This is a genomic window from Psychrobacter sp. CAL346-MNA-CIBAN-0220 (assembly GCF_040309805.1).
Classification (GTDB): Bacteria; Pseudomonadota; Gammaproteobacteria; order Pseudomonadales; family Moraxellaceae; genus Psychrobacter.
This window is the reverse complement of record NZ_JBEOPF010000478.1, coordinates 1-257: the sequence shown is the minus strand read 5'-3', so window position 1 is coordinate 257 and position 257 is coordinate 1. Positions and strand designations below refer to the sequence as shown.

The following is a 257-nucleotide window of genomic DNA, read 5'->3' as shown; positions in this document are numbered from 1 at the left end:
CAAAGACTGTTGATAGTTGAAGATAGTAAAGTAGTACAACAAGTCCTTCGCCATATATCTGCACAGTATCTTGATGTTGCCATTGATTTTGCTTGGTCTTTATCTGAGTGTAAAGAGTTTGTAAGTAAGCACAGCTATACATTAGCCTTAGTTGATTTAACGCTCCCCGACGCACCAAATGGTGAGGTGGCCAAATATACCTTATTAAAAGGTATTCCTACTGTGGTGCTTACTTCTAAGATGGATGAGTACAAGCG

The 257-nt window shown here is 39.3% G+C and carries 1 pseudogene; it reads left to right on the top strand.

The features are described from left to right. Positions 1–257 (top strand): annotated as a pseudogene (locus AAEY88_RS14440) (hypothetical protein); the annotation flags it as partial.